A 15,762-nucleotide genomic window follows, 5' to 3' on the forward strand; every position below is an offset into this window, starting at 1 on the left:
CACCAGGCCTTGGGCTTCGTGCCGCCAGTTGAATACCATAAAATCCAAATTCCTATGTTTAAACCAAAAGAAAACAACTGATTTTATACTTTTAAACGCAGCGAATTCAGGGGGAGCTTACAAGTAGATAGTGAGTTTATTAATCCTGAATATGTTTCTTTTTTTACAAAGTCATCGTCAACTCGAAGGTACTTTTTTGATAATGCTAATCAAACAGTCAATTTAGCTTCTATCAACTTAACCACATTATCTAAAGTACCAATTGCCCTTCCTCCGCTAAATGAACAGAATAAAGTTGTTGAATCCATATTGAATATTTTTTCAAGTTTTAATAAAATTGAAAAGCGCTACTTTTTGGTCCAAAAAAAATTAAGTGAAAGTATTCAAGCTATACTATTAATGGCATTTAAAGGTGAGCTAATTGACCTCAAATCTGAAAAGGAACAACTATCGCAATTTCTCAAAGAAATGGAGCTTGAACGAGAAAATTACTTGAAACTCTCAAAAGAGGAACCTAAAAAAGAAGCAAAAGTGAATAGCATCAAAGAGACTATAAATTTGGAAACGTTGTTGAGAACTTCATTGAAAAATGAAAGTTTTTTATTTTCTGACATTGAATATCTTTTTGCCGAATACGATTATAGACTTATGAGAGACCAGTTTTTCAAACTTATAAAAGATGGCGTTGTGAATATCGAATACAGACCTGATAAAAAGAATTATAAGTTCTCTTTTTCAAAATAGACTTTCATGAAGATTCTGAGTATTCAACTTGCCGATATTTTCAATAGTCTTCAGCCTTTTGAAGCAATCAACTTGAGTCATGTACCCAGAGAAGATAATAAAATTGATCCTATTTGTCTCATAGGCATTAATGGTTCGGGCAAATCAAATTTACTTGAATTGATTGTAGAGATTTTCTATTATGTAGAAAGCCTTCATCGGTTTGGAAGAAATAAACCAAAGACAATCAAGAAACTTGAAATTGTGTACACGCTTCAAAGAGTAAAAAACAAAAAGATCAAGATCTCTACTCTTAATAGTTCAAGTCCCAAAATTTATACGACTCCCGACGATGCAGAAAAATGGACAGAAATCAAAAGTTCAAAAGCCATTCTGGATTGTTTACCGACTAAGGTCGTTGGCTACACTTCTGGAATGAATGAAACACTAAGTTTTCGATTAAATCAACTCGACGAAGAATACTCCGAGGATGTTCGGATAAATGCAAAACTAAAATCAACTAAGCCTGTACCAGATAACAGGATGATCTTTTTAGATTATGAAAGTAATGAAGCAATAGTGGCGTCAAATTTCTTATTTCGTACTTCCACAGATCTAGATGTATTTAATGATCTTTTACGTATCAAGGGATTAGACAGTTTTAGACTTATAATCAATCTTAAAAGAAAAGGAAAATCAGGCAGAGGCAACTTCGTTATCCTTTCCAATGAGCTTCAAAATAATTTAGATAAGCTTAGGCGATGTAGTGTTTGTAATATTTGGCAAGCAGAAGAAGGTTATTTTGAATTCGATTTTTTGAACACAGAAGCTACTAAACAAGCTTTTAGGGACCATTTTGGAAGCGTGTACAACCTATTTATGGCTTTTCAAAAATTTGAGCTTCTTAACTCGTTGAATTTAGAAAAGAAATATCGAAAGACCGTAACTAAAGATGATATAACAGACAACAAACCGACATTAGCAAGGGAGGACAAAGTTTTTCGCTTCGAGGAAATACAACTAAATATTTCAAAACCAGAAAAAACAATACCATACTTTGGTATCAGTGACGGCGAACATCAGTTTTTGCAAATTATAGGGGCGATCATGATTTTCCAACAAGAAGATGTGTTGTTTTTGTTGGACGAACCGGAAACTCATTTTAATCCTACTTGGAGAACGAAATTTATTCACATCATCAATGAGCAAATGAAGGGTCGAGATCAAGAGCTTGTTCTTACGACACATTCACCCTTTGTTGTCTCGGATTGTAAAGGATACCGTGTTTTTAAATTTATTAGAATTGATGATAAAGTTTCATTCGACGAAATTGGTATTGAGACATTTGGAACTTCTTTCGATGTGATATTAAGAAAAGCATTTGATATAAAAGAAACAATTTCGGAAGAAGCAATTTCGGAAATAAAGACACTATTAGGAAGTGATAATAAAGAAGATATACAGGAGTTTGTTGATAATACAGGACCCTCTTTTGAAAAGTTGGCGCTTTTAAAACATTTGAAGGAGCTTAATTCAGAGGATTAGGAGTATGCGGTTTAGGTTACTTTTTTTACACAATCAGGGCATATACCAGCTTAACGAAGACGTGCTTTCTTTTTTTCAGAATGCAATTAGTATATCGAGATTCAATAGAAATCGACTTTTTACTAATGCCTTGAAGAGCGTTGTAGAAAACTCAAATGACCTGCTGGCAAAATTTCAAAGAGTTTTTCAAGAATTGAACCAACCTAATATTAATAAGCAAAATGTTTACGATCTTATTTTACATAACAATAATGTCGTTCAGTTGCTAACAAACAAAGGCTTTCCTATTCTAAACTTTCCTTCAGATGATTACGATGAATTAAAACGTGCTATTAAAAACCTTTACCTGTTTTTATGGGCCTCCACAATAAAAACCGTGAGTTGCAGCAACAACTATAGTTCAATTCAAGAACACTATAGATTATTGGATGAGTTAAATCATTTTACTACAAGGCGAATTTGCACATTTTGTGGACTAGAAAAGCTAAAAAATCCGAAGGAAAAAAGAAATGAATACGATCATTACTTAGATAAAGACCATTATCCCTTTGCCGCAATTAATTTCTTTAATCTTGTGCCGATGTGCGACTCATGTAACAAAGCTCCTAATAAAGGAACGCAGAACATCATAATAAATTCTATAGATGGAGCTAGAAGGATTGCTTATTTTCCATATGATCCAGTTGAAAATTTTACTGTGGAATTGTCTTGCCAAAATATATTTTCTCTGAATGAACAATGGATAGTAAAAACTTCTCCGGAAAACTTGAACGAAGCATTTGAAACTTGGAAATCTGTTTTTCGTATTGACTATAGATATTCTAACTATTTGAATGACGAATACAGTTTCTGGTTAACTGATTTTATATCTTACTTCAACAATACTGTACCGAACGACTTAGGTGACTTGCGCTTAAGAATTGATCAATACTATAATTTTAGGCTTGGTTGCGCAATTCAACCTGGTGACTTTCTGGAATTCCAGTTTTGGCCATATGTTTCTGCATTAGATGATGACGATTTGTCGCTTTTTTTACATTTGCTTCAACAGCGTCATACTGTCTTGAATAATTAGAGGTTATTGCTACATTTATTAGGTTTAAATGGGTCATATTTTTTATTGTACTCTCCCACTATCCTTCTGAATCTTGAATAAGATCTTCCTCCTTTAGAGCACCAAAATTGTGAATCAGTTTCCAGTAACTCTGTTTACAAAAGCTGCTTCTTGTTAGAAATTCAATAGCTCCTTTGGCGAAATATTCAATGCATCAGCTATTTTTTTCAGCGTAAGCATGGATATATTGACCATTCCTTTCTCGATTTTGTGCATGTTTTGCCGGTCCATATCGCACTTGACGGCAAGGGCGTTTTGGCTCAATCCAGCAGCAGTACGCTTTTCTGCGATTTTCTCGCCAAGTTTTACCAAATAATCAGACTGAGCCATCCTGCAAGAACGGAGTTTCAAAAAATTCTGATGTCATGTTTTAATACTACTGTCATGTTTTAATACTACATTCGTGATCTAAAGCTTCTTCTATGCGTTATTTATTCATTTCTGCCGCTCTCCTGCTGGCGGCTTGCGAAAAAAAGCAGGAACCCGCAAAACAAATGCCCTTGGCCGGTGAACTCTACGCCAGTGTCAAAGACAGCCTTGACCTTTCCCACATCGAGACTACCACCGGCAAGGAAGGGGTATTGATTTACATGGCAAAGTTTAAAGGAAATCCCAATCGCACCTATGCCACTAGCGAAAAGGGCGATGTGCTGTTTACCCGCTACATCACCGACGAGAAGAACGCTACGGTGGAAATCCAGAAGGGAAATGAAATTGCCACCATCAACATCAAGGATGGGCAGAAACGTATCAGCAGCCGCACCGCCGTACTCGACCACGGTGGCAAGGGCTTTTGCCAGCGAGAAGCAGGCGAAAGCTTTTCGACCTGCTTCAAGGCAGAAACAGACGAATTTTGCGATAGCTTTATTTCGTGTATAGCGCTAGCAACACAGCCCACTGTTTCCATCGTAATTGCCATTGCTTGTAGTTGTAACGCTTTAAAATGATGACCATGAAACATAACAAAGGAATATTGATCTTCCTGCTGTCAATTGTTTTCACGACATTGGGCAGTATCGTTAAGGTGATGAAGGTGGAGGTACTGCCAGATGTACTTCTTGGCCTTGGCATAGTGACATTTATCATTGCACTAGTGATAATATTGAAAGGATTGTTCAGGCGGGAAACAAACTAATTTTGGAAGCCTCGTAAATCGAGGCTTTTTCTATCGACACACTTTCTTAGGAAGAAATGTGCTGTAGCGTTGAGTTTCTTACGGAGGTGTGTTTTCATTTTGCCCTATACGAAAATTGACCTATGGCTTTGAATTTATAAGGTAGAAGTTTGAGTTTTGTACCAAGACGATTATAAAATAAATTCTATATTCAGTCAATCCCTTCTAAGGCTGGAAGGCAAACATCATTAACGCATCAATTCATCTGTCGAAAAAACGAAAATTTGCCTTCTTGATTGCAATGTCTTTCTCCCTCCGAAAACGTATTAACAGTCGTACGATAGTCTTCCATTCCTGACTCATACAAGGCTTTGTCACCCGTGCTATAGGCTAGTTTGCATTTTGCTAAACCGCGATTATTCAATGCGGTATCCCAAGTAACCTTGGCATCCTTATCCTCCTCAATCGCCAGTGCCACTGTATCAATAATCTTTGAAAATAATTCAATTGCTTTCCCGTAATCACCTGAATTCAGCATCAACTTTCCTCTTTCAAATTCAGCAGAAATAGCTTCTTTATTGTATACCATACGATGACATTTAGCTTGCAAAATTATAGTTCGTTTTCCATTGATGACATACAGGCTTGCTTGTCAAAAAAGCGAAAGAACAACGCCCCTTTAACCAATGTACTAAGACTGTTCGATGCTTACCGAATATAGCATTTTACCATCTTTCCGACTAACTTGAAACAAATCTTTGACCGATACAAATTCTGCTTTCTTTACTGAAGAAGCGTTTACCGGATACCAGCCGTGTTCAACCCCTCCGTCAGGCCGGATAGTTACAGTGACTTTATCATTCCAAAATTTAAAAAACCTAAAGTGGGGAATTCTTTCAGACCGGGCCTCCACGTTATCTATTCCAAGCTCCTTTATCCAACGTTCAATGGTGCGGTTACGCATATCGGCGTTCCTGAAATCACCATTCCAGGACGACGGAGCATAATCATTCCCAAAGTGTTTACCGTTAAACAAAAAAGATTTTACACTAAACCCAAGCCGCTTCTGCAGCACTTCAAGAAACTGTACCATCATTAAACAACCTATGGGCGTTTTTAGATACCGATCTGAATAAACCGCCTCAAATCGATGACCTTTCATTGCTGAGGCCAAGTCCAACTTCCCAGTTAACTTCTTGAGCAAAATGTCCACTAATCCATTGGAAGAAATGCTAGATGGATCGTTTTGATCAATATAAATATCTACCGTGTTTTGACGGTCAAGCACTATCGTCAATGGAATATGGTCTTCAGGTTTCTGGCAAGGCCGCTTGTAAACAAATCCGAATTCTGGATTGCCCCAAACATTATCCAAAGTAAGGTTAGGTTGAGCAGCCAGATATTCCGTGCATTGTCCATTATTCTTTTCCAATTTGCAAATTGTTTGTAGTACCACAGCTTTAACTGGAGAAAGCTGATAAAAATTAAACTGTTTCTCCAATTGAATAATTCTTACCCGTTCATCTGTGTCCCAAGCATTTTGCCTGTCTTCAAGCAAGATGTTAATTGAATATCTTCCTTTGAGACTGTTAAAGAGCTTGATATTCTCCGGTTCCCAATCTCTTACACTCGTATCTGCATATACCCAGAGTGTTCTGATTTGCTGGGTATATGCCAGCCGTGCCAATTCATTCTCCAACGAGCCAACTAGAGGTTCGATGCCTGGAAATTCATTTTGTAGTTCGGCGGGTGCTGAAAGGCTGAGCGCATGCTCCAACCATTCAACAGCGGTATGCCTGTCCAGTTTGCCAATGTGCCATTGCGTATTGCGGTCAATGAGACATTTGGTGCAAGCCTTGTCGCAATCACAGCGCTCTAATTTCTCCTTAGCTGTTTTGAAAAGCAAATCAGCATAGAGCGGAAGCTGTACGGCATAGCCGGCTCCTCCCCTTACGTTGTCATAAATAAAGATGGTAGAATAGGTGTCATAACGTTTCAACCCGAAAGCAATTTCACCTTCTTCAATACCCAGATAGCGAGCCAGGCTTTTGGTAAGCACCGAACCAAGTGTATACAACAAGATTATGTTGTCGGAAAGTTGGCCATCTTTCCTCCTCAAACGCAACTCGCAAAAATCGGTTTTGAAACGGCCACCCAGGATTACGTGCTCCCGGATAGCATACCCGCTGTTGTTGCCAGAACATATTGCATTACGGTCATTGTCTTCGGACCTGCCGCCCCGTAGCCGTTTGTGGTCTTTCAAGCCGTCGGCGCTGTTTGCTGTTCTTCCGCAATCCAAACACACGGCGTAGCCCTGCCCCTGGCCGGTATTGTAAAAAAGAATCTCGCCGCCGCCGTCGCTTTCCCGGCATTCATACAAGGCCGGACTGCCCGAGGGCCAGGGCTGTACGTTTATCAGCAGCGGGTCAACGTACTGCGTGTTGGACACCGGATTGACCCGGCGGCTTGGTGGCTCGTACAAATCAACGGCAAATCCCACCGGCTCAATAAGCTCTGTGTAGCCAGGGTTTCCGCCTTCCAATTTCAAGCCCTTAAAGTTGCGCTGGCCGCAATGCATGCAGGCGTCGTGTTTGAGGTCGTCGGCCACCGCCACAATCCGCTCATTGCCGCAGGTGCAGCGCTGCACAATGTCATGCTTAGCTTGGTCGTTTCGTTCATTTTTTAGAATAATGCCTGCGGGGTAATAGGTTCTGCCGTCAACCACCACTTCGTTGCCTGGGGCAAACTCTGAAAGGGCCTGGGTAATGAAATAAGATGGCCGGGCAATATCGGTACGTTTGTTTTTAAGGTCATCCACGGTAAGCGTTTCCAATTCCACAATGCCGGTGGGCATGCCGGCACTGGGCAGAAAACATTCCTCGGCCAAGTACTGCACGGCATTGCTATTGATGAACTGGTCTCTTTGAAAGCGAACGGCTGCTGCAGCCGGCGACTTTTCGCCAAAATCCCTCTCCAGCGAAGAAATTTTGTCATCGAGGCTTGTTTTCCGTTGCCTTGTTTTTTCCACCAGTGCATCAAAGGCATGGCTTGTTTGCTGGAGCAGGTAGCGGTGAGAATTGTTTGCCAGTGGCGTGTTCTGCACTAAGTGGTTTAATGCCTTAAAATAAGGCCGCACATCCAACTGCCGTAGCCAGTTTTGAAACCGGAATGCCAGCGATCCGCCTTCGGTGAAGAAAAAAGCCTGGATGGTTTCGCGAATATTCAATCCTCTCACGCCGTCAGTTTGCACAAACTTGCCCAGGAAAAAAGCATGTACATGGCGTTCTGTCACTGCATTGCTCCGGAGACTCAATGTAGGTGGAGCAATCGGGTGATCTAAGGCCCACTGCGGTCTTTGCATGGCATACATGCCAATAGGGTTGGGTGCGCATATTGTAAGCGCCACCGATTTTGCCTCTGCCCGCCTGCCGGCCCGACCCGCCCGCTGCAGGTAGTTGGCCGGCCCCGGTGGTACGTTGTTCATCACTACAGCGGATATGCCGCCAATGTCAACACCCATTTCCATGGTTGTGGAACAGTTCAAAACGCTTATTTCTGCCTGCTCAAATTTTTGCTCCAACTCCTCAAGTCTGGCCTTTCGTTGTTGGGCCGAATGTTCGCCTGCCAGGTAAACAGGCTGGTGAAGAATCACCTGCTCGTGCAGGTTGTTCCAAATACCGCTTCTCCGTAACGGCATTGAAGCGTCCTCCATCCACTGCCGGCTTCTGCCCAAGTTTTGATTCTTTTCTTCATCCAAATGAAAAGGATAAGGAAGAACAGGCATCTGTACTGATTGGGTAATTTGATAGTGTCGGATATTTTCGGCGGTCAGCCGGCCTTTTATCCAGGGCGAATAGTTTCTGAAATGCACATCCAGCAAGCGCCGCTTCACCGGGCAAAGCCAAAGGTTGTGGGAAAGTTGAAAATGGCAGGCGGTTTCCAGCCTTAGTTTAAAAGTTTGGTTGTCTTCCTGGAGCAGGGCTGACTTCAATGTCCGCCAAATGCGCTCCATTAATTCGTTAATCTGGTCAATTGTATCTGCATCAAGCGCATCCAGTTCATGATAACCCAATCCGGCGCAAATCAGCAAAGCCAACCGGCCGGGTATCAAAGCTTTCTTTTTAAAACTGGGCCAGCGTTTTCCATCCTTTTCCTGTGCATCCGGGTTGCGCAGCGGTATGCTTTTAAAATATTTGTCAAATGAAGTGGTGTAAGGATGGATATCAGTGTTCAATTCAAAATGAAACGGAATGCGAACTCCAAAATCTACGGCAATTTTTAAAAGGCTTTGCCACTCGCTGGCCGTGATGCCCAAACTTTCGGCAACAGTCGGTAGCGGAACTTTTTCAAGTTTAGGGTATACCACGCTCACCATGCCCAGGTTTTCTAATGACCGTTCTTTTGGCAAGCGGCGGGCAAACTGGTCGTACAGCATGGCCGACAGGTAAAGTCGTTTGCCATTCGGATTTTTGTCGTTCGGGTTGTTACCGTTGAAAAGTGTAGTCAAATCTAAGCGGTATGACAAGTCGTCCAACGCCTTATCCCAGCTTAAACGGGCAGGCGGCACCGGTGCAGCAATGCCTTCTAACGCTTGTTTACATCTTTTAATATCATCTTCAATCAACTGGCGTACTCTTGGTTTGGTTGTTGTAGCCAATTCCATTTCCAACTCGCTTATTTCCCGCATCAAGTCAACCTTGTTTGCAGCAGGACGGTCTATTTCCAACGCTAGTTGCCGCTGGCAAAGCAGGTGGTACACCATGGCACGCACCCAACTTGCTTCTTTATCTTGATTGATAAGGGCGGAAATGCGGGCCGTGCCCTGCCGGCTGTCAGTAAAGGAAATGTACTTCCGTCCTTCCCACAACATACCTGTTTTCGGCTGTTTCTCCGGAGGTGTTTCTTCCAGTATTATATCGGCCAATACCCGGTTGATAAAAGAAGACGACAACCGGAAGTGGAAAGGATGGGTGACGCCTTCACCGCAATGAACACAGCGGGCTTGGCTTTCATTTTCCCTGCGAAGACATATATACTCATCACCATGATGCATTTTGCCTTCCTTGTCAAGAGAAAAGTGATAGTGTCCGTTTGAGTACCGGCCATCCTCCCTGACTTTGGCGAAATAAAACCGGGAATGCGGCATACTGCCGGTCTCGTCTTCCTCGTCGTCTGCTCGATCAATAGCAAAAGGGTCCTCCACAACCTTTGACACCATTTTTAACAGCTCTTCACTGTTTTCGACAACCCGGTCTGCTTCAAACAAATAGTTACCGCAAGAACTGCAAGTTACCAGTTCCAGCATGGGCCAACCGCATTGGCAAGCCACAGCCGCGTGGGTGGACAGCTTGCCTAGTGGTGCACCCGTTTTGTTGTGTTCGCAAGCGGGATTGGTACAAACGTACAGCCCGCCAATGCCACGAGCAAAAAAGTGCCCACGTACAGGCAGGATGGATTTGCCTTTTACCTGCCGTTCGCTTAACCCATCAATCAACTTTAGTGCGTTTGGAACATCCGGAGCCAAAAACTGTTTTTGTATTTCTTCTACTGATACACCACCGGGTGACTTCAAGATTTTGTGTCTGAGCTGTTGCACTTCCATTACCTGTTCCGGAGCAGGATTGCTCATTAGTGCTTGAAACAAAGTCGCTGAATGGGTGGCGGGCGGCAACTCTTGTGAAAACACCCGTTGGCCGGTAATGATCTTGATGTTGCTCGCTTCAATGCCGCACAGGCCGGCCATGAATTCCCTTAACCGTTCAGCACTATCGGCACCGGAGCCAACGGTGGCAGAGGTGATAGCAAAACGCAGTTGCGATGCATCCGCTTCAAAGGCATCTACAATACGCCGGATGAGCAGCGCCATTTCTGCTGCCCTTGACCCGGTTAGGGTATGGGCTTCATCCAGCAAAATCCAACGCAGCTTACCTTTTGAGTTTTGCAGTAGAGGCACATCCCTGTTACGCACCAACACATATTCCAGCATGGATGGGTTGGTAAACAAAATCTGCGGCGGTGTTTCACGAATTTGTTGCCGGGACGCTAACTCAGGCAATCGGTCAGCTGCCTTTTTCCCAGGAAACTGGTCGGGTGTATCGCCGTTGTACACAGCATAGTTAACACCACCCAAGGCCTTACACCAGGCATGCATCCGCTTTTTTTGGCTGCCAATCAACGCATTAAGCGGATAAAGAAAGATGGCGTTTACGCCGGTTTGGTTTCGGCAATGAGAAAAAATATCGTAGAGCACCGGTAGCATAAAGCACTCTGTTTTACCCGAACCTGTTCCAGTAGTGACGGCAATGGATTTTTTCTGGTGCAGCAGCGTTTGCCAACTTTCTACCTGATGCTTGTATGGCCGCCGGTCCGCCGGGAACCGGAAGGTTTCGTCTTTGATTTTGTCAAGTGCTTCAATGAATGTGGCATCAAAGAGGCCGTCTGTTTCGGCAAAGGTTTGTGCTGCAGCCTCCCAAGGAAAGGAAGTTTGAAAAACGGGCTTGGCCAACAGTTGCTCATCTTCTTTTTGAAAAAGGGCTCGCAGTTGTTGTTGCATTTCCGCATCGCCGGTAGCCCAAAGCGACAGGATTGAATCGTTTAACCTGTTTTCAATCTTCTGGTATAAGTTGTGAAAGTTCATAATAGCAGTTTAGCTTTTAATAAAAAATGACAAATGGCATAGCCGTACCAATCGGGGTGTAGTTGTTGGCTGTAACGGACGTTGCGGCGAATGTGCTCGCCTTCGGCACACCACAGGCAGTTGTTCTTCCCTGTGATAGACAACGCTACGGCTAAAGGACTTTTTATTAATAGCGCCAGGTTGTCGGCGCATGTTACCGGTAGCAGCTTCTCATGCATTTCAGGCACCACCGGGCATTGGCGGGGAATGCCGCTTAAGACTTTCTCTCCTAACGACGACCGTATATTATTGAATTTCTGCGTTGGCGAAACAGAAGTGTCAACTACCGGCCATTGGTCTTGCATGGCAAACCGACGGATTTGCGAAAAGTGGGCAATGGGATGTTGGGCGGAATAGATACCGCTTATGGCTTCCCAAACAAGCGTAAAATCACGGGAGCCAAATTCGCAGCCTGCCCATTCCATTGCCTCCTGCCAATGCTGCTTTTCTACCCAGTGAAAGCAAAAACCCAGGTCTGCCTCCAATTGTGGGCACTCGGCGGTGACAAACTGCTCTGAAGTGCCGTAACTAACCAGGAAAACAAACAAGCGTGCCGCCAATAGGGAGGAAAAACTACAAGACCGGAGGAGTTCAAACGTGGCAAATGGCAGGTGGTTGTCAATACAGATTTGGTAATAAGCCAATAGTTGCTTCCAACAATCACTTTCCGGCCCACCTTCCAATAATGATAAACGATACAATTCGAGGCGGGCCATGCGGTCATCTGGTGGAATCGGGCTGCCCGGCGGCACAAGGTTAAGAAAAGCAGGCTTAATCGAACCCCGTTTGCCGCCCTCGCCAAAAACGATGTACTTTGACGCCTGAGGTTCATCCAAAAACCGGTAGCCTTCTTCTGAGGGCACCAACCCCGCCAGAGAGATGTTGGCGTTTTCACATTCCAGCGGTACGGCATACAGTAGTTCCCCATCAATGTTCCCGGCTTTCACTAAAGCTTGACCCTGGTCGTCAACACTACATTCCAATTGTTGGGCATAGCGCTGTATGGAATAGCTTCTTACGGGGTGAACTGATTTATTGTCGTCACGCCAGACTTCTATTTGCACTTCGGCACGGCCGTCCAAAGGGTCGCATAAGCTGAAGAGTTGTTCGATTTTGTCGGAGAAGCGCGTTAATGGCAATAAGGCCTCGCTTAACCTTTGCGATAACACAATATCCTTACATTTTGTGTTGTAGAGCCGGACGAATAAGGGTTTCCTATCGCACAGCAGGCGGTAGCCGTATAAATGGTCAAGTAGCAATTTATGATCTTCAGCTATAACGCATTCATCGTTGCCGATTAGCTCCACGCCGGAAAATGGCGGCGCCATTTCAAATTGAATGCCTTTGCTCTGGCCCACCAGCCGCAAGCTGGCGCCAATAGACTTTGGCTGTTTGGTGGCATCGGTACAGGTGAGGCGCACTTCTTTATCAGAGAGAATTGCAACTGAAACCAAACTGCTTGTGCTTGCATTCAACTGTAATCGAAAATCGTTGTTGCTTATGTACAATTCAGCTTCCAGCAGGGTGCTGTTGCGCACCTCTAATTGGAGTGCCCCGATGTTGAAAAAGCAATCCTCTTCCTGCACGCCATTCACTTCTATGCAAAACTCAATCAGGCCTTTTGGCATTGGTTCATTCCAGGCTTTCCAGCACTGCTCACCTTTGCTGCGCCATCGCTTGGTTGCATTAGATAACAATTCTCCATTTTTATCGTACGCTACCAGCTTTGGCTTGCTGCGCACCACCGGCATGTTGGCTTTCTGCAACCAGAGAGGCCCTTCATCAGGAACATACCAATCGAAAGATGGACATCCTGTTTTATAGGTGAGTACTGCTCCATCTCGTATCAAATTAAACTGGCCTTTAAACTCACGGCCGTACAAAATCTCATTTGCCACTTCCACCAGTCCCGCTTCTAATCCATCCTGGGGTCGAAAGGCTTCCGGATACAGTACCATCGCATTGTCTTCAGCCGTGTGTGTCCCTTTTTGCAAGAGCCATTGGCCTTCAGAGTAACGGGTCCATAGTGTAGGCCGCTGCAGGCTGGGCAAGCTACCAAGAAGGTGTGTACAACAATGCCGCCGGCCATCATGCGCAATAAGGTACAAGTCCGGCCGCTGATCAGTGCCGTGCCATCGCAATCGTGCGGAGCTCACCCACACTACGGTGAAGCGGTTGACACTGTTCCGAATAAACTTGCACACTACCCTCTCTTCATAAAATAGTTTATACTCGTACGATGGCTCTTCTTCCCTGTCGTCGTTGATTAAGAGCTTATCCCGGAAGGTTTCAGCATCCATTTCCGGAAAACCCAAATAAAGCCAGATAGATGCCTTGGCCGGCTCTAACACCCAAAAGCTGCGTAGCCTTCGCTTTTGGGGTACTTGGGTAAGCGAACGTTTTTTACTTTTCAGTTCAGCGCTGATCTCACCCATTACATCATCCTTCTCCAGTAGCGACAGAAAGTCGGCATCCTCGTTATTGACGGCTTTCACAATCTGCAGACAACAGGCATAGATCTCATCGTTTCGACTTGAGGGAGGTAGTATAGAGGTAATAGAAAAGTCAAAAGCGAAATCGTCTATAGCTGTCGGGTTTAGCTCTAGAATGCGCAGCAGAAAACGGGTATATGCTCCTTTGTTTTTACCAATATGGCGTACCGGTAGACCTCCTTGGAGCAACAGGGTACGGAAGTAGTGTGTGTTTGCATTGCGTATCCAGCGTACACCGAGAAGTTTAGCACCGTGTATTGCATGCCGGTAAAAATCGCTCTCACCAAAGGCTTGCTTGTTGGCTATGGTGTTGAAGATTTCCTGCTTAGAAGGGTATCCACCATCGTAAGCGCACTTCCACCAGGCGGCGTAATAAAGGGCGCAATCCCTTGCGTCAATGGCTGTTAAGCTGTGTGCATTGCGCAGGTGATTTTGGAGCAAATAAAAGAATTGCGCATCCAAATTATAGCGCCATAAGGCACGGCCATCGTGTTTAGTAAGAGTGTTTCTAGCAAGCAATTTTGTTAAATGGTTCATAACAAGCAGCAGTAAACTTTATATAAGAATGAACTTTTTTAAACTTAAAACACGGAAAAATATCATTTGTATGAAGTCTGTTTCGATGCTTATAGACCACCACAGAATTTATAGTGTTCTCTATTTGAGCAGTCTTCAAAGGACCTCCTGATCTTGAAATATATTTAATCGCTTCGTGTAAGGTCATTTCTACATTCAGAAGTCAAATATGAAAAAACATAGTGCAACCTATTTGCACTTTCTAACGGTAGCAGGATGCTGCTGTTTCAAAAATTTCCTTCATGCTATTCCGTAAGGCTATTGGTTTTAATACTTCCACATCACAGCCATACCCTAGCAATACCGAGCGGAGCTCGTAATTCACGACAAGCTGAAGGCGGATAAGCAAGGCTCCGTTTGCATACACCTTTAAAATTTCCTGCGTATGATGAATGGGCTTCGTGCGGATGTAAGGCGCTTGACTTGGGGCAATTTTAATTTCGACCGCCTGCACTGGCTCGCCCTCGGGCAAGCTAACACCCACGAGATTATTGAAATAAGTTTCAGGATCGAAAAAAGGATTCGCAACAAAGGGGTGTAATGAAGGCTTTATAGCCTTTATCCTGTCCAGTGCGAGGTTTGTAACTTTTTCGGAACCATCGTGACTACCGATCAAAAACCACCGATTGCGATACTCCCTCAACAAATAGGGGTGAAACAAACCTTCTGTAGGTTCTGTGGCTTTGAAAGATTGGTATGTAATGCGTAAGACTGTTTTTTCCTTGATAGCAGAAAATAAATCATCAATGTGTTCGGTGCCAAAAGCCACTGTGTGTTTCTCAAATTGAATGATTGCTGGTCCGCCTGGCACGTTGGTATTAACGGTGTTTTGCAGCTTGTGAATAATACCATTTACATCCTCTAACACTTTAAAATCATTTACCTGCTTTAAAATGTGAATAGCATCATTCAGCAAACTGATTTCTTCACTTCCTATCGGTAAATTTTTGATGGAGTAACTGCTGTCAGAATAATAAAAGTAGGTAGTTGGCCCTTCCTTTCTTTTTTCAATAGGTGCTACCTTCTGTTCTTTTAAATATTTTAAGTCATCTTGGATGGTTCGTTTGCCTGCGCTGATGCCAAAACGTTCATTCAACTTTTCGTTCACTGCATCAATTAGATTTTGTAAGGTCCACCTTCGGTAATGGTTACGCAGGCATTCATCAATGATCTCTATACGAGCTGCAAAATTTTTATTGTCAGGCATGAGCAGTTAGTTGGATCTGAAAATTAAAGCGGATTTACCAAATAACCATCAAAATGCAAATAGACTGCATCCTCCCTTTTTTCTTTTGCTACAAATTCAAGAATATCCTTGATACAAGGCAGAAGTGAACGCCTGCCTGACAAGCGTTCCGGAGAGAAATTGCCTTCACTCTCATTGTTGAAGGCGGATTAAATTGGAATGAGATGCCTGTTGGAACTACCGCAAGGACCGGTGAAACCTGTCCGGAAAGCGGCGTGTGGCAAGTAGTTGGCACACCCAGTACAACAGCGCCAATCGCAAAAGGGAACCGGATGC

General features: G+C 43.6%; 9 protein-coding genes and 1 pseudogene. 5 read left to right on the plus strand and 5 right to left on the minus strand.

From position 1 onward, the window contains the following. Positions 1-138: 138 nt before the first annotated feature. The 4 genes and pseudogenes from D6024_RS27525 to D6024_RS00015 all read left to right on the plus strand — a co-directional run. Positions 139-333: pseudogene (locus D6024_RS27525) on the plus strand (restriction endonuclease subunit S); the annotation flags it as partial. 21 nt (positions 334-354) lie between these two features. After that, complete coding sequence (locus D6024_RS27105) at positions 355-744, plus strand: hypothetical protein (RefSeq protein ID WP_240409887.1); 390 nt, start codon at positions 355-357, stop codon at positions 742-744. 6 nt (positions 745-750) lie between these two features. Beyond that, positions 751-2,268: a restriction system-associated AAA family ATPase gene (locus D6024_RS00010; RefSeq protein ID WP_121352018.1), complete on the plus strand. Its 1,518-nt coding sequence runs from the start codon at positions 751-753 to the stop codon at positions 2,266-2,268. Between the two features lie 130 nt (positions 2,269-2,398). Next, a complete protein-coding gene (locus tag D6024_RS00015) occupies positions 2,399-3,343 on the plus strand; it encodes a hypothetical protein (RefSeq protein ID WP_162944431.1) in 945 nt (314 codons plus the stop codon). 153 nt (positions 3,344-3,496) lie between these two features. On the opposite strand, the gene D6024_RS00020 is transcribed toward D6024_RS00015, so the two are convergent. Then, positions 3,497-3,712: a helix-turn-helix domain-containing protein gene (locus D6024_RS00020; RefSeq protein ID WP_121352022.1), complete on the minus strand. Its 216-nt coding sequence runs from the start codon at positions 3,710-3,712 to the stop codon at positions 3,497-3,499. Positions 3,713-3,804: 92 nt separating this feature from the next. Here D6024_RS00020 and D6024_RS00025 point away from each other — a divergent pair, with 92 nt between their 5' ends. Next, complete coding sequence (locus D6024_RS00025) at positions 3,805-4,329, plus strand: hypothetical protein (protein WP_121352024.1); 525 nt, start codon at positions 3,805-3,807, stop codon at positions 4,327-4,329. A 423-nt stretch (positions 4,330-4,752) separates the two neighbouring features. On the opposite strand, the gene D6024_RS00035 is transcribed toward D6024_RS00025, so the two are convergent. The 4 genes from D6024_RS00035 to D6024_RS00050 all read right to left on the minus strand — a co-directional run bounded on the left by D6024_RS00035 (position 4,753) and on the right by D6024_RS00050 (position 15,447). Then, entirely contained in the window at positions 4,753-5,085 is a 333-nt protein-coding gene (locus D6024_RS00035; RefSeq protein ID WP_121352028.1) for a tetratricopeptide repeat protein, read from the minus strand. Between the two features lie 102 nt (positions 5,086-5,187). Beyond that, positions 5,188-11,133, minus strand: coding sequence for a DEAD/DEAH box helicase (locus tag D6024_RS00040; protein WP_121352030.1), 5,946 nt, complete (start codon positions 11,131-11,133; stop codon positions 5,188-5,190). Further along, the gene (locus D6024_RS00045) at positions 11,130-14,201 is read right to left on the minus strand and encodes a hypothetical protein (RefSeq protein ID WP_121352032.1); all 3,072 of its coding nucleotides are present in this window, start codon (positions 14,199-14,201) and stop codon (positions 11,130-11,132) included. Before D6024_RS00045 ends, D6024_RS00040 begins: the two co-directional genes overlap by 4 nt. A gap of 241 nt (positions 14,202-14,442) precedes the next feature. Continuing rightward, complete coding sequence (locus tag D6024_RS00050) at positions 14,443-15,447, minus strand: helix-turn-helix transcriptional regulator (RefSeq protein ID WP_121352034.1); 1,005 nt, start codon at positions 15,445-15,447, stop codon at positions 14,443-14,445. Between the last annotated feature and the right edge of the window lie 315 nt (positions 15,448-15,762).

Source organism: Flavisolibacter nicotianae (assembly GCF_003628535.1).
GTDB classification, from domain to species: Bacteria; Bacteroidota; Bacteroidia; order Chitinophagales; family Chitinophagaceae; genus Flavisolibacter; species Flavisolibacter nicotianae.